Source organism: Armatimonadota bacterium, assembly GCA_013314775.1.
Lineage (GTDB): Bacteria > Armatimonadota > Zipacnadia > Zipacnadales > JABUFB01 > JABUFB01.
Window position 1 is genome coordinate 1,020,435 of the sequence record JABUFB010000008.1, and the last position, 14,362, is coordinate 1,034,796.

The window sequence follows — 14,362 nt, forward strand, 5'->3', positions numbered from 1 at the left end:
TCGTAACTTCCGCCACCGGCGAGGTGAGACCTTCCGGTGCCCGGTGAAGGGTGAGACGCTGGTAGTTTACTGGGACGTCAGCCCACAAATGGTGCGAACCATCTTGCAGCACCACTTCGATGCGGTAATCCTGGGCGCATTCGGATGCGCGGTGAAAGCCGGGCATGTTGAAGTAGGAGCGGTGGAAATTGAGGTCCCAGAGGATCTGAACGGTTTGCAGGGGGTGCGGTGCGGCGAGAACCAGCCGCAACCACTGTGGCGCTGGACCGGCATGACGCCGGGAGGGGCAAGCGGCAGTTCGAGACGCGCCACCAGCAGGGAGCCGACGAGAATGCCGATGCCGGCGCCGGCGAGCACATCCGCCGGGAAGTGACGTGCGAGTGCGACCCGTGACACAGCGACAAGAATGCCCCAGGACCAGAAGAAAGCCGCATAGCGGGGATAGAGAGCCACGCAGAAGGCGGCCACGAGGAAGGCGTTCGCGGTATCCCCGGAGGGGAACGAGTGCCAGTCTCCGGCGTCGGACAGCGGGGAAAAAACGAGGGCGAACTGCTCCGTATCCGGACGCGCCCTGCCCACCAGGTGCTTGACGGTCTCCACGACCAGCGTCGTGATCACCCCGCCGATCACGGAGAAGTATGCCACGCGCCACCGGCGGAGGCGAGAGCAGGCCAGAATCGATCCCAGGAGAACCAGATTAGCGGCAGCGCGTCCGGATCGGCTCAGGAATAAGAAGACCCCATCCGGAACGATACTGTCAGCCGAACTGGAGAACCAACGTGCCAGCGTGGCATCCAGAGGGATCAGGAGCATGGCCAACAGAAGCAGGAAAGCGCAACTGGGGACGCCCGGAGCCGTCAGGACCGAAACTGCGGAGACTACGAGGCGGCGCGCGAGGCGATGCTGAATGGTAGCCTGGAGGGCATCGTGCATGGGTGCCGGCATCACTCCTCTTGTTGTTGTGTTGTCATCGTTACACTGGGTAGTTCAGTGATCTGCCCCGGATGATTCTGCTGCGCCCCGGCCCGGCTTGAGTGTTGTGCCCCATGCGCCCGTGTGTACTCTATGCGTCCGGCATTAGGGACGGATAATCTCTGCGTTAAGCTTGCGTTGCATCGGCCAGGAAGGGTCTTCGTGGTCTCACCGCGAGAAGGGTTGGGTGCGAGACGAGGCGAATGTTGCAGGATGCCGCGCGGACAAGTGCGGCCTCACTTCACCGAAATTCGGCAGGTCTTTCGCTGCCGAAAGGGGAATATCGCTGTGGGATGGTGGCGGGCATCACTGCGTGTGCCCGAAGCCCCGCCGACAACTGACTGCCTGTTTGGCGGAGGGATCACGGTCCGACATTCCCAGAAAAGGGGGAGCGCCATGGACGAGATGACGATTCCCGAGCTGAGACGAAGGGCGAACCACGTACGCCAGCACGTGCTGGAGATGATCCATGCCGGCGGCTCCGGCCATCCCGGCGGTAGTCTCTCCGCAGTGGACTTTGTCGTCGCCCTGTACTTCCGCCAGTTGAGGTTCCACCCCGAAGATCCAAAATGGCCCGACCGGGACCGCGTGTACTGGTCTAAGGGCCACGTCGCCCCGCTGATCTACACCATCAACCATGAGGCCGGGTACATTCCCGAAGGCGAACTGTGCACCCTCCGGCAACTGGGCAGCGTCCTCCAGGGCCATCCGGCGGCGGACAAGTGCCCATGTCTCGAAGTTTCATCCGGCTCCCTGGGACAGGGCCTGTCGGTTGCCGTCGGCGCCGCGCTGGGTCTGAGGATGGACGGCTCAGATGCCCGCGTCTACTGCATCATGGGCGACGGAGAGCAACAGGAGGGGCAGATCTGGGAGGGCGTAATGAGCGCCGCCCATTTCGGCCTGGACAATCTCTGCGGCATCGTGGACGTGAACCGTCTGCAGATCGACGGGTTCACGAAGGATGTCATGAACATCGACCCGCTCCCAGACAAGTACCGTGCCTTCAACTGGAATGTTGTGGAGTTCGATGGTCACGATATGGAGGCTTGCGTGGACGCCTTTGATGCAGCGAAGGCTCATAAAGGCGGCCCCACGGTGCTTCTGGCCCATACCGTGAAAGGCAAGGGCGTGTCGTTCATGGAGAATGTTGCCGACTGGCACGGCAAGTGCCCGAACGCAGAGGAGCTTGCGTTGGCGCTGCAGGAGCTCCGGGAACAGGAGGCAGCCCTGTGACCAGAATCGCCTCTCACCTTGCGTACCGATACGGGACCAAGCTGGACGAGAAGCCCACCCGGGACGGTTACGGGGAGGCGCTGGTGGACCTTGGCCACTCAAACCCGAATGTTGTAGTCATGGACGCGGACCTGGCCAAGTCAACGCGCACCGAGTGGTTCTGGAAGCAGTTTCCGGAGCGGTTTTTCGACGCGGGGATCGCCGAACAGAATATGCTCTGCATGTGCGCGGGGCTTGCCTGCACCGGGAAGATCCCCTTTGCCAGCACCTACGGCGTCTTCGTGGCAGGCCGTGCCTGGGATCAGATTCGCACAACGATCTGCTACACGAATCTGAACGTGAAAATCGGCGGCGCGCACGGCGGGATTTCAGTTGGCCCGGATGGCGCAACCCACCAGGCATTGGAGGAGATAGCACTCATGCGGGTGCTGCCGAACATGACAGTGCTCTCTCCCGCCGACTACCTGCAGACCCGCCGCTGCGTGCACCTGGCAGCGGAGATGCATGGGCCGGTCTACATCCGCTTCGGGCGCGAGCCGATCCCGATCATCACGACCGATGACACCCCCCTGGAACTGGGGAAGGGCGATGTGTACCGCGACGGTTCGGACGCGTCGATTATCGCCACCGGTCCCATGGTCAAGATAGCCCTGGACGCGGCCGAGGAACTGGCCCAGGAGGGGCTGGACGTGCGAGTGATCAATATCCACACGATCAAGCCCATCGACGCCGAGATCATCGAGCAGGCCGCGCGCGAGACCGGGGCCATCGTCACCGCCGAGGAGCACCAGGTTATGGCAGGCTTCGGCAGCGCGGTCGCAGAAGTCGTGGTACAGCGATACCCGGTGCCAATGGGGTTCATCGGCATCCAGGACCGGTTCGGCGAATCCGGCCAACCCGAGGAACTCATGGACGTCTTTGGACTCATGCCACGCGACATCAAGGCGGCAATCAGACAGGTCCTGGAGCGAAAAGGTTAGCAGGGACGGAGGGAGCGCACGTCCGGCAAAGGGACCGGCACCCCACGCGAGCGTGTGTTGGAGCCGGTCCCCTCTGCTGGATGCCGTGCAGGACCGTGGTGGGCGGGCAAGTGAGGCAAACGCAATGGACGCGGGTTACGAGTTCGTCGAGCACACCGCGGATTACGCCATCAGGGTCTGGGCCGAGGATTTCCCAGGGCTCATCGAGAAAGCGCTGGAAGGTCTGATCCACCTCATGGCCGACGTTGAGGGACTCTCGGGCCGGGAAGCCCGCCTATTCGAGGTCTCCGGCGAGAGCCGCGAGCAGGTGCTCGTGCGGGCCCTCAGGGAACTCCTTCTGCTCGAGGATGACGGTCTGCTCCCGGTAAGAGCCCAGGTCATCGCAGCCACTGACAACGAGGCCCATTTCGAAGTGAGTTGCATGCCCCTGGACGAAGTTCGCGACCGCCTGGAAGCGGGCGTCAAAGCGGTCACGTACCACGACCTGCACATCAGGCAGACGATTGAGGGGCTGGCCGTGGACATCGTGTTCGACACCTGAGCGGACTACTATGTGTCGGAGCGCCCGTCCTCTTCCGCGCCCCCGATGAACTTGAACCCCACCTGCCAGTCCAGAGGTTGGTCCCCAAAGTGCAATCGGACCCCGATGATCAGGCAAGACGAACGCGCGTCCTTCGCGATCCACAAGCCGCGCGGGTCTGCGACCTGAAGGCCCGGCGGGGCGATGATGAACACGTTCCCGCACTCCCCTGCCGGACGACTCGCAGTCCCTGAAAGCGTCATCGTGTCATCGTTCCAGGCCACGCCGGACAGCTCGAACTGCCCCTGCTGGGTGTGCATGTCGGTGGATAAGACCCACGGATGCGGTAGTACTTCGCGGATGCGGTACAGGCGCGCAGAATGGGGCGGCACCTGGGCGATGAACCCGCCAGAGACGGTCTGCAGGTATTGTTCGTTCCAAAACTCCCAGAGCCGGAACTCGCCGTCCTCGGGCAGTCCCAGGACGCCAAGATCAACCGGCAGGCTCAGTGGCTCGGAGCCGTAGTTGAGCACTCCGACGACATCCCACTCATCCCAGTCCGTGACGATATGCTGGTGGAAGAGCCGGGGGTAATCGGGCGCGGGACGCTCGAACAGGTCCACAGGCCTGGCGACCTGCGCGCAGCGCGGGAACACCTTGCGAATCAGCGCCAGGCGCTCCTCGGCGATGCGGTCGATGTCATCCCCCAGCATCACCGGTCCACCACACAGACCGAAAATGGTGGCAGTGATCTGCGCCTCGCACAGGGGAATCGGCTTGTCCACGGTCATGACGTTCCCCGAGTCATTGATGTACAGCTTGCGATGGGTGAAGTACGTCCCGGCCATGTTGTCTGAAGCGTGTCGGTGAGAGGTCCAGAAGTCTGCAGAGTTGATGACGAAAGTAGCGGGGAAGAAATAGGACTCCGGCGCGATGGCGCGGCCTTCGCCGTAGTCATTGCCTACGCGGCAGGCATCCACGAAGCCTACGTTCTGCAGCGTCGGTCCGGAACTGGACAGGAGATAGGTCTCCGGGCCGGCAGCCTTGCGGATTGTTTCCAGGCCCGCGCGAAGCACCTGCGGGCCTTTCACAAGGGAGCGGTCATGGTAGCCGTCGTAGGGCATGCCTCCGGTGGAACCGGCCACGGCATTCAGGAAATCCACCATGTAATAGCGGACGCCCCAATCACGGTAGGTCGTGAACACCCGAGTGAGGAAATCGCGGGTCTTGGGATGGGTCGGATCCAGCGAGTACATGCAGGGACGCTGGGCGCGGGGAAGATTGGCGGCCTCACCGTAACGCCATTCCGGGCAGCCGACGACCGGCTCACCATTGAGGGTTAGCATGGCGTCGCGCATCTCGGCACAAAGGTCCGTCAGAGAACTGGCTACCCAAAACGCCCCGCACCAGAACCCGAGCTTGAACCCGAGCGCGCCCAGCTGATCCACCAACCATTCGTGACCGGATGGGAAGTTATTGAAGTCCCACTCCAGCCAGTTCCCCGGCAGACCGCGGTCGATGTTGGCAATGCTGACCCAGACGTACCCGATGTCGCATCCGGGGAGGCGCTCGCGAATCGCCCGGACATTGCGTATCACCACGTCCTCACAGCGCTCGGAGTTGAAGGCATCCACCCACGACCAGCCAAGCCACCCCGCCGGGGTCTCCGCGGGGAAGTTGGGCTGGTACCTGGCCGCGACGCGATCCGCCCAGCGGTGCAGGGAGGCGTGGGTATCCGTGCGCGACTCCAGCATGAGGGTCTCGGATGCGATGCTGTCACCGGGTTGGAGCGCAAACCCCTCGAAATCGCTGACACATTCGAGTTGCGCAATCCCACTCCCTGCTTGGTATCCGAGCAGGTGGAACGTGGTGGTGGTGTCGTATGAGACGAAGCCGCAGTGCAGTGCACGACCTGCGCCGGCGCTCACCATGTGCATGATGGTGGCAGCGCGGCCGAGACCGTCAATGTCCCGTGCCCGGCGAACCTGAACGTGACCGGTGGTGCCCGCGCTCTCCAGGAAGACCAGGTCCTCTTCCCCACCTCGCACAAAGACCCGTCCGTCGTCAGGCTGGACAGCGAGGAGGCTGCAGCGGCCGAGGACTATCGGCTCGCAGCACTCGTTCACAATGACCGAGGACAGCAGCAGCGTCTCCGCATCGGCACTCAAGGCTACCTGAATATCCCATCGGAAGCCCATGTTCGGGAACCGTGCCGTAATTGTGGCTGTCTCACTGGGTCCCGCGTCGGTACTTTCGAGTCCTTCGGCACCCGACAGCCGCAGGCGCTCACCGTTGACCCAGACTTCGGGGCAGGTGTCGATAGTGACTGCGCCATTGCCGCACGACAGGTGCAGCATCCCCTGCGCAGCATCGAAGCGCGCGAGATCCCAGGTCTCCGAGGGGGTGGGCTGCATGGCGATCAACTCCGGGCAGAAATATGGTGAGCGAGGGCAGGATGAGGGGGTTGTTCCGCTGTGGGACGCGAGTGACCTTCAGAGGTGACCCCTATCGCCAGCAAGCTAGCGCGCTCCTCCCTGACGCCACGGAGAGCCGGCTTCGCCTTTCTTCGCGGTCATCGAGACTTCCGGCAACTCCAGCTTGGTCTTTCGGGTGGATCGTGCTGCGCGAGCAAGGGCCCGTTGGCTCACTGGAACCGGTTCGGTCACCAGCTCGGGCACCGAAAACGTCTTCAGGTAGCCGTCGTAGAAGTCCGCTTTCCGCTGAGGCAGGATCACCGGCTTGCTGAAGTTGCCGGCCTCATCCACGTGGCTGAAAAAGGTGCGGGTGAACAGACCGTCCAGGCGTTTACTGCTGAAAGCCACCCAGCGGCCATCATGAGACCACGAGTGCCAGGACTCCGACCACTGGCTGTTCAGCTCCTTGAGCTCCCGGCGTTTCCCTGTCTGCAGGTCCAGCAACCACAGATCGCTGCTGGGCTGAAGCACGGGAAAGCATCCGTAGTCTGTCTGGCAATACATGAGCCAGCGACCGTCGGGAGAAGGCCTCGGCAAAAGGATACTCTTGCCGGCATCGCGGGCCGAGATCACCGTCTTCACCGGGCCCCACTTGCCGGTATCCGGATCGTAACTTGCGCTACGCAGGTCGTAGCGCACCTCGTCGTAACGCTCCGGAGGCATGGTGTCTCGGTCACTCCAGAGTATGGGCGCGCTGCAGAAGTAGAGCGTCTTCCCGTCCGCTGACCAAGCCGGGTAGGTCTCCAGGCGATCCTGCTCGGCCAGTTGGGGGGGCGCTGCGACCTTGTGGGTGCGGGCGTCGAAGATCATGAGGTCCGAATCCAGGTCCACCACATCCCGCACCTCCTGCCGGGCGGTGTGGAAGAACTGGCGCACCTTGTTCGAAGAGTATGCCGCGACATTGCCGGACGGATGCCATGAAGTGTACGTCCAGCCCGTGCCGAGGGGCTCGATGCGCCCCTTATCCACCATCAGGGTTGAGACGCCGTGGGCTGAACTGCGGATACCCACCGTCATCCGGTCTGTCTTGTTCGCAGAGAACGAGTGACAATTCGTGCAGCCCCAGCTGAAATGCGAACCGTGGAGTACCGTGCGCTGTCCCCACCCTGTCAAGTCTCGCTGGTACAGACCCACATCGCGCCACAGATTGTAGATCGGAGTGATCTGGCGGTGCACCAGGTAGCGGTCGATCTCGCTGTCTGCCACGGACACCTTCAACGGAGCGAATCGGTGCCAGTCGCCTCCGGTCCGGACTGCGATGACCACCAGAAGGTCCTTCCCGCGATTGCTTTCGAGAAGCGTGCGCCATTGCCGGATCGGTATCTCGATCCCGGGGGATTGGCTGCTGACAGTGACGGGACTGCCGTTGTCGCCGGCGATCTTGACCAGGTACGCGTCGCCCGGCTCATGCACAGCGAAATTGATGGGCGCAAAGTTCGCGGGCACAGTCACTCCCGAGTAGTCCGGACTGATCTCCGGCAGACGGTGAATGAGCGTGGCGCTCTCGAGCGGGGACGAATCGGGCGCGCAACTGCAGCCCGCGAGAAGAGCCAGGCCGCCGGGAAAGACCAGCAGGAGTAATCCGCGAAGGAGATGGGTCATTGCTCGCCCACCCCCGATCTGCCGAAGACGAAATAATGGAAGTACGTGTTGCCGAATGCCTTCGCGACTTGCGCGGCGGACACGGTGCCCAGGCCTGACTGGACATTCCGGGCCGCCTGGGTGAAAAGCTCGAACTGCCGCACGATTTCCGGGTCCAGAGACCGCCCGTGCAGATCCACCTTCTCGCCTGTTTGGCTCTCGTACAGCAAGATCGCTTCCTGGTAATGGCGCGGAATCTTGGCGAAGCCCACAGCATCCAGCCGGCCGATGTTCTCGGCAACCTTATCAAGCTGGCGATTGAGCAGGTATACCGCCATGAGGTACTCGAAAGCCGCCGGATTCGCCGGATTGGCATCAAGCAAGGACAGGCAATGGCTCTCAAGCGACAGTTCGACATCCGGCGCATCCCGGGTCTGCCGCACCTGTCGCAGCACCTGGATCATCCGATCTTTGTCCAGGTTGGGGTCGTGCTCCATGCGCTCCAGTATGCCCTTGGCCCACGCGCGCCGCGAGAGGTTGTGGGTCAGAGCGTGCAGGAAATGCCGCGCGGTGTCGCTGCGTCCTTTCGCGAGATTTGCCATGGTCAAGAGACGCAGAACTGCCGCGTGCTCACCCCACTGCTCGAGTGACTCGTGCATCATGTGCTCGACCTGGCTGACCAACCCGAGGCGCAGGTAGATATCCCCGATCTGGAAGGCGGCCATCTGGCGCATGTCCCGAACCTGCCCGGGCGCGAGCCACGGACCACAGACCATGCCCAGCAGCAGGCCCTCGGACGCCTGCGGATAGGAGAACATGGCGTCAGGAAGCTGGCCGGTCTCGAACAGCGCGCGGTTGATATGGGTACAGATACCCAGTGTGTAGTCCTCGGGTGACAGAGACTTCGCCACCCTGAGGAGCCCCTCGAAGTCACTCGCGCTGGCTCGGGAGGCGATCTGCAGGGAGTTGTACTCGCGACGATCCATGCAGACCTCTCCCGTCCCGACCAGAAGCAGCGCCAGCAGTACGGGCCCGGCGACGGCGCTCAGGCCGCTGCGGGTGCGAGCGATTGCCGGAGCGCCTCCCGTACCTATACACCACAGCACCGCCAGCGCAGGAACCGATGCATACAGGAGGATTTGGAGCGCTGACTCCAGCGGATCGCGCACCATGAGACGCATGTAGAGCGGACGGAAGGCGACCTCCGGCGCGAAATCCAGCACCAGCACGCCCCAGGCGTAGGGCAGCGCCTCGGCAGCCAGGAGCCAGAGCAGCCCGCCAAGCCGACCACCACGCCGCCACTCCAACAAGGCAGCGACCGCGGCGAAGATCGCGAACATTCCTCCTGTAAGCACGCAGACGACCACGGACAGCAGCAGCGCCGTCGCAAGTCGTCTCGCAGGGGGCCGGCTCCCGGTGCGCACGAGCAGTACACCTGCTGCCAGCGCGATGAGCAGAGCGACCACACCAAACAAGTTCGTGCTGAACCGGACGACCAGTCCCAGATACGCCAGCGCGGGAAGGCCTGCGACCCAACCGGGAGATCTGCCTGACAGCCCTTTCACCAGCGCATTCGTCAGGAGGGCCAGGAGGGTCGTGAGGGCTGCAATGAGCAGGATCGCCGCCCACTGCCAGCGGTACAGTTGGGCCAGGAAGGCCCCAATATACTCCGCCGGGCCGCCGGGCAAAGCGAGGATGCGCCACAAGAACGTCGCAGTCGTGGCGAATGGCGGGAAGTCGGGGCCCGCCTCAAATCCCTGATGGGGCTCCACGCGAAACCGCAGATACGCAACCAGCGCGGCCAGCACGAAGATCCAGCCGGCTGTGTTCTTGCGGCCTGTTGCGATAGGCTGAGCCATCTGACGAATCTCCGGGCAGAAGTCGGACGGTATGTTGTACGGACATGCCGACGTTTCCGGGACAACTCTCAAGCGCGTCTGTGTTCATTGACGATTCCACGTCAGACTGGCGATTCCCTCCCGCCCCTGAAGTCTGACGCCGGTGCTCGCATCGTGAGGAGGAGGTCTCGGCGCTACGCGGGGCGTAGAATCCCCGTGTGAGATGACGATCCTCAGGAGGCCTTCCAAGCATGCGCACACTTGCGCTCCTGGCCCTGTTCGCCTGCGCGGCCTGTCTGGCTGCCGATGATACCGTGTTCGAAGACAGGTTCGCAGATCCTGGTCTGTCCGCCGACTGGGAGCAGGTCGCGGGAAGCTGGGGAATCCACGACGGGCAACTTGCCAACGCCGAGGCCGTACCCTCCACGGTTCTCGCCGTCTCGACGACCTGGGACCACTACACTCTCGAGGTGCGGATGAAGACCGACCAGCCCGGCGCGAGGCCCTGGAGCGTGGCACGGATACTGTTCCGGTACAATGACCAAGGGACCCACTACTACCTGGTGCTGCACCAGGGCGGCACGCTGGAGCTTGGCAAGGAGCAGGGCGGCGTGCATATGCCCGGGCTGGCGACCGCCCGGAATGCCGGCGACCCGCTGGACTGGCGACAAGTGAGGATCAGCGCCGACGGGCCGCGAATCCGCGCATCGGTTGATGGCCGCGAGTTCATCGACTTCACCGACCCCTCCCCCATTCCCAGCGGTCGGATTGGGCTGGACGCATTCCAGGGATCGATGGTGCGGTTCGACGACGTGCGCCTGTCCAGCGCGACGCTGGCCCAGCGAACACGCGATGGGGAGGATGCCATGCGAAGCACCCTTCAGAGCGTCGGTTACACAAGGTCCCCCCGGGGAAATGTGGCGATCTTCCGCGATAGCGCCGTTCCGTTGGAAGAGAGCGCGCCCTCGGACCCGGAGCACGTCGCGCAGATGGTGCGGCGAACCGGATGCGGGGCCACATTCCTGACGGCAGCCCAGATGGCGGTCCCCGGAGTGCTTGCGAAGGCCAACTTCGACGTCCTGGTGCTGCCGTATGGATCGGCTTTCCCGCGTGAGGCGGTTCCGGCGCTCAAGGAGTTCCTGCGCCAGCGCGGGAGCCTTCTGAGCACCGGCGGGTACTTCGGGGACAATCTCTACGGCTCCCGCGAAGTGCCGGAAGCAGAGAGACTCCTGGGCAACCCGGGGTTCGAGGACGGACTCGCCAACTGGAGCGCAAGCCACGAAACTGATGGCCTGAGGGTCGAAGCCGTCCGCGAACCAGTGCGGTCGGGTGAGGGCGCCGTCGGTATCGCGGTCACCGATCAGGCGAAGGTCGACTTCTACAGCGCGCTGCAACGTGTGGATGGCGTAAAGCCGAGGCAGGATGTTCTCCTCACCGCCTGGGTCAAGACCGAGACCCTCAAGGATGGCGTGGGCGCGTATATCGCGATGAGCTACTTCGGGGCGGACGGTGTGCGCATCTCATGGTCTCAGTCCTCACCGATCGCCACAACGCAGGATTGGACGCGACTGCAGGTGCGGGGGACGATCCCTGCCGGAACCGAGTACGTTACGGTGAACCTGCTGCTGAACGGTCGCGGCCGGGCGTGGTTTGACGACGTTGAACTGGTGAACGACACGGGCGGTGAGTTCTGCCTGAACACCCGCGAGGGGGACATCCACGGGCCGGGCAACTCCCTGCGCGTGCGTCCTGACCAGATCGGGGTGTTCGACCCGTCGTATCGGCTGGAGCAGGTCACCTCACTGCGCACCAGCCCGGGGCAGTTGGTCACCGACGCGGCGCTCGAGGTGACGGGAGAGGTCGGCGGGTACTCCGCGTCGGGGATGTTCATCGGCAACGGGAACCCGGTGAAAGCGGCCACGCACGCGCGCCCGATCTACCTGTTGGACGCATTCGACCGCGCCGGGAATCTCCGGGGACGCGCCGGCGCTCTGATCCGTAACTACCTGGGAGCCTACGCGGGCTCGGACTGGGCAGTCTTCGGGGTGAATAGCGCTGACCTCTTCGCGCCGGCCAGTCCTGAAGCCGGGAAGCTCTTCGGCGATACTCTCCGAGCCATGCTGGACAAGACATACCTCGCCGAGGTGCATCCGGAATTCGCCTGCTACCGCGAGGGCGAACCGGTGACGGTCGAGGCCCTGATTGCCAACTATATGCCACAGGAGCGGAATGCGCAGGTACGGTTCGTGGTACACGCCGGCCGGTCGGATGATCCTGCGGCATTCGAGACCGTGCAGAGCGTCTCGCTGCCCGCGGGATCCAAGACGACGGTCCGTACCACCTGGCAGCCGGGTTCTTTCGCGACCGACTTCTTCACCGTCAGCGCGGCGCTCATCCTGGATGGGCAGACAACCGACCGGCACGAGAATGCATTCGTGGTCTGGCGCGATGACGAGCTAAGCAGGGCCCCGCGGTGGACCACCAAGGACGCGTATCTAGCAAGAGACGGCGAGACCGCGTTCCTCTGCGGCACCGGCGATGCAGGCTACCCGTACCACGCCGAGAGCGAGAACCCGCTGGTCTGGGACGAGCAGTTCCGCCTCATGCGGGACATGGGCCTGCGCTACTACCGCTGCATGCACTTCTTCGGCGACTACCCCGCGAACAAGTCACTGGAGTCCCTGGACGACCTGCCGAAAGAGCAGCTTCGCAGGCTCGACGCCCTGGTCTACCTTGCCCACAAGCACGGCCTGGGGTTCCTGTTCGTGAACAATGTGGGCCTGCAGCTTGCGCGGGATGATGACGCGGACCTCCAGGGCCGCAGGCGTGCCCTGAGCCTGCTTGCGCAACGCTACGCGAAGGCTGGCGGCTTCATGTTCAACATGGACCACCAGGAGTTCATCCGCGCTGGAGGGCCGGGTGTGGACGAAGCATTCCGCAGGTTCCTCCAGACGAAGTATGCGGACTACCCGGCACTCGCGCACGCCTGGGGCCTGGACGCGACCGGGAGCTTTGCGGATGTGAAGTTCGACGAGAACGCGGCGCGGGCTGACGCGTGGGGAAGCGCGCGCGGGATGGATACCGGAGAGTTCCTCTGCACATACCGGGACGCGTGGCGGCAGAACGCAAGCACGGCCATCCACGAGGGCAACCGGGGGGCCCTCTACTGTCAGGACTTCAGCATGTACTGGTGGCCGGATTTCATGTGGCCGCGGCCCGATGTGCTGGCGGATATCGACATGACCAGCGCCCACTTCTACGGCGACCAATTCCGGTTCCCGCACCAGCTGAAGCGCGCAGACATGCAGGTGCTCGGCAAGCCCCTTGGTCAGACGGAGTTCGGCATCCTGACCCATCCGGCATGGGCGGGGCACCGCGACTGCCGCCTGACCCACGATGGCGCCGATGAGTTCTTCATGATGGCGACCCACTACTGCCTGGGCGTCGGCGCCACGATGATGTCCAACTGGAACTGGAAGGAGAATAAGGAGTGCATCTTCCCATGGTCCATCGCGCACCATGACCTCGTGCCCAAGGAGCACCTGCGGGCCTACCGCAATGCGGCGGTTTTGTTCTCCGGCATCCGCCCTAGATACGAGCCGCCGGAGGTGTTCGTGGTGGTCCCCAACGCACACCTGCGCACCAACAAGGTCGGGCAGGTTGACGGCGCGGTGCGGGACTGCATCGACCGGCTCATGCGCCGACGGGTGCGCTTCGGGCTGATCGGTGAGGAGCATCTGGACAGTCTTCCGCAGTCCGCGCGGGCGCTCTTCTATCCGGTGCCCTTCTGTCCGGAAGACAGCGTCTTCGCGGAACTCATTGCGTTCGTCGAGAAGGGCGGCCATCTTTACTTCAGCGGAGACATCACCTTCGACCCGTCCTGCAGACGCGCCCGGGAAGAACGGCTGGAGACCCTCGCAGGTTGCCGGTTCACAACGCAGAACTACCCGCACCTTGAGGTCCTCGCGGGACGGCCCGGAGAGCCGTGCATCCGGGTGGAAGCAACCACTGGTAATGTTCTGGTGGACTTCGAGAGCGGACCGCGTCTGGTGCTGAATGAACTGGGCGGCGGGCAGGTTCTGTTCGCACCCGACCCCATCGAGGCCCGTGCAGGGACGTTGCAGCTCGAAGCGGAAGCTCCGCACGCGGGAGCGGGCGACCCGTACGAACTGCTGCTGTCCCTGGCGGAGGTGGAGCGGATCCCGTTGGCCCCACCGGACAGCGCGATCCACTCCTTCCAGCACGCCACCCAGGAGGGCGGGACGATCTACGTCCTTTTCAACACCGCGGAAGAGCCGAAGAGGGCGACGCTGACCCACGCCGGACGCAGCCTCGAACTCACGCTGACCCCCAAGCGACCGGCACTGGCGCATTTCGACGCAAGGGGAGCGCTGGTCGCGGTGGAGTGCCAGGAGGAGGCGTCGCTGGACGGCGACCTGCTCTGGTTCGGCTCGGGGCACTTCGCGCTGATGTCCCTTGATGGCGCGGACCTCGGGGGCGAGCCTTACCTCATCGCGGTGCTGGCGATCGGGACCGGTCAGGCGCGCATCTCGTGTGCGTCGGGGATCGGCGACGCGCTCGTGCAGCACGGGCAGTTCAGCGATCTGCACTGGCAGGCCCTGGGTGAGGAGCCGCGCGGTGATGGAGTGCCGACAGTGACGGCCAGTGAGGAGCGCCGCTCAACCGTCTCGCTGGTGTGTCCCCGGGGACGTCTTCCCGAGGCCGCGCGGCTGATCGAGGGGCTCGTGCAGCGATGATCCACGC

General features: G+C 64.0%; 8 protein-coding genes. 4 read left to right on the forward strand and 4 right to left on the reverse strand.

Annotation, left to right across the window (positions count from 1 at the left end; genetic code table 11):
• Positions 1–66: 66 nt before the first annotated feature.
• Positions 67–933 (reverse strand): phosphatase PAP2 family protein, encoded by an 867-nt coding sequence (locus HPY44_11080; protein ID NSW56550.1) that lies wholly within the window; start codon positions 931–933, stop codon positions 67–69.
• Between the two features lie 435 nt (positions 934–1,368).
• Here HPY44_11080 and HPY44_11085 point away from each other — a divergent pair, with 435 nt between their 5' ends.
• The 3 genes from HPY44_11085 (at position 1,369) to HPY44_11095 (ending at position 3,726) form a co-directional block, all read left to right on the forward strand.
• On the forward strand, positions 1,369–2,205 hold the full coding sequence (locus tag HPY44_11085) for a transketolase (GenBank protein NSW56551.1): 837 nt from the start codon (positions 1,369–1,371) through the stop codon (positions 2,203–2,205).
• A 41-nt stretch (positions 2,206–2,246) separates the two neighbouring features.
• On the forward strand, positions 2,247–3,185 hold the full coding sequence (locus HPY44_11090) for a transketolase family protein (protein ID NSW56552.1): 939 nt from the start codon (positions 2,247–2,249) through the stop codon (positions 3,183–3,185).
• 124 nt (positions 3,186–3,309) lie between these two features.
• Positions 3,310–3,726 carry an archease gene (locus tag HPY44_11095; protein ID NSW56553.1) on the forward strand — a complete coding sequence of 139 codons (417 nt, stop codon included), beginning with the start codon at positions 3,310–3,312 and terminating at the stop codon, positions 3,724–3,726.
• An 8-nt stretch (positions 3,727–3,734) separates the two neighbouring features.
• Here the strand turns inward: HPY44_11095 and HPY44_11100 are convergent, their stop codons facing one another.
• The 3 genes from HPY44_11100 to HPY44_11110 form a co-directional block, all read right to left on the reverse strand.
• On the reverse strand, positions 3,735–6,119 hold the full coding sequence (locus HPY44_11100) for a hypothetical protein (protein NSW56554.1): 2,385 nt from the start codon (positions 6,117–6,119) through the stop codon (positions 3,735–3,737).
• Between the two features lie 105 nt (positions 6,120–6,224).
• Positions 6,225–7,781 (reverse strand): PD40 domain-containing protein, encoded by a 1,557-nt coding sequence (locus tag HPY44_11105; protein NSW56555.1) that lies wholly within the window; start codon positions 7,779–7,781, stop codon positions 6,225–6,227.
• Entirely contained in the window at positions 7,778–9,619 is a 1,842-nt protein-coding gene (locus tag HPY44_11110; GenBank protein NSW56556.1) for a hypothetical protein, read from the reverse strand. Before HPY44_11110 ends, HPY44_11105 begins: the two co-directional genes overlap by 4 nt.
• Positions 9,620–9,849: 230 nt before the next feature.
• Between HPY44_11110 and HPY44_11115 the strand changes: the two genes are divergently transcribed.
• A complete protein-coding gene (locus HPY44_11115) occupies positions 9,850–14,355 on the forward strand; it encodes a DUF1080 domain-containing protein (GenBank protein ID NSW56557.1) in 4,506 nt (1,501 codons plus the stop codon).
• Positions 14,356–14,362: the final 7 nt, after the last annotated feature.

Excerpts from the sequence above, each read along its gene's own strand:
- HPY44_11105 (NSW56555.1), bottom strand. The coding sequence starts at position 7,781 with ATGACCCATCTCCTTCGCGGATTACTCCTGCTGGTCTTTCCCGGCGGC.
- HPY44_11110 (NSW56556.1), bottom strand. The coding sequence starts at position 9,619 with ATGGCTCAGCCTATCGCAACAGGCCGCAAGAACACAGCCGGCTGGATC.
- HPY44_11115 (NSW56557.1), top strand. The coding sequence starts at position 9,850 with ATGCGCACACTTGCGCTCCTGGCCCTGTTCGCCTGCGCGGCCTGTCTG.
- HPY44_11080 (NSW56550.1), bottom strand. The coding sequence starts at position 933 with ATGCACGATGCCCTCCAGGCTACCATTCAGCATCGCCTCGCGCGCCGC.
- HPY44_11100 (NSW56554.1), bottom strand. The coding sequence starts at position 6,119 with ATGCAGCCCACCCCCTCGGAGACCTGGGATCTCGCGCGCTTCGATGCT.
- HPY44_11085 (NSW56551.1), top strand. The coding sequence starts at position 1,369 with ATGGACGAGATGACGATTCCCGAGCTGAGACGAAGGGCGAACCACGTA.
- HPY44_11095 (NSW56553.1), top strand. The coding sequence starts at position 3,310 with ATGGACGCGGGTTACGAGTTCGTCGAGCACACCGCGGATTACGCCATC.